This is a genomic window from Brochothrix campestris FSL F6-1037, from assembly GCF_000525915.1.
Classification (GTDB): Bacteria; Bacillota; Bacilli; order Lactobacillales; family Listeriaceae; genus Brochothrix; species Brochothrix campestris.
In genome coordinates this window covers 1-719 of the sequence record NZ_AODH01000083.1, presented here as the reverse complement: position 1 = coordinate 719, position 719 = coordinate 1, and the positions used below count along the sequence as shown (strand labels likewise).

Genomic DNA, 719 nt, shown 5'->3' with positions numbered 1-719 from the left:
TGGCGGTGCAGGTAAAACAACGAACGCGGTTATGATTGGTTATGTATTATCGACACTAGGTATTAAAACATTAGTTGTAGATATGGATCCACAATCAAATGCAACTAAATCGTTAATGCTAACTCGGTCGGCAAATAACGAAGGGGCGGTGCCAGCAATCAACAAAACATTGATGGCGGGTATTGAGCAAGCCAGCTTTGTTGATTTACCGGTAGAAATAATTCCAAATCTTTCGCTAATACCGAGTTTCATTGATTTTGAAGATTTTCCTAAATACATCTATCAAAATATTACGGATGAGTATAAACAAGACTTTTTAGTTAAAGGTTTATTAGATGAAATCAAATCGGACTATGACATTATTATTATCGATGTCCCACCGATGTCTAAAGAGGTTACCAAAAATGCAATTATTGCATCAGACTATGTTTTAATTTCCTTACAGACACAAGAACGTTCTTTAACAGGGGCGGAGAGTTATGTGAAAGAGTTGATTTCACTTATGAAGAAATACGATTTGAATCTTGATTTACTAGGGATATTACAAGTTCTTCATAAAAACAATGGTAAAGTCGATCAATACATCATGGATAAAGCGATTGAAAGTTTTGATGGGGATAATATTTTCAATACTGTTGTGCCACAAATGGAACGATTGAAACGTTTTGATGTGAATGGTATAACTAATAAAGATTTACATGATAAAAAGTAATTACAAA

Annotated in this window: 1 protein-coding gene; it reads left to right on the top strand. The window is 33.8% G+C overall.

Features of this window, described 5'->3' with window-relative positions; all coding sequences use genetic code 11:
* Positions 1–712, top strand: a 712-nt coding sequence (locus BCAMP_RS11920; protein WP_035315849.1) for a ParA family protein, incomplete at its 5' end; no start/stop codon positions are given.
* Positions 713–719: the final 7 nt, after the last annotated feature.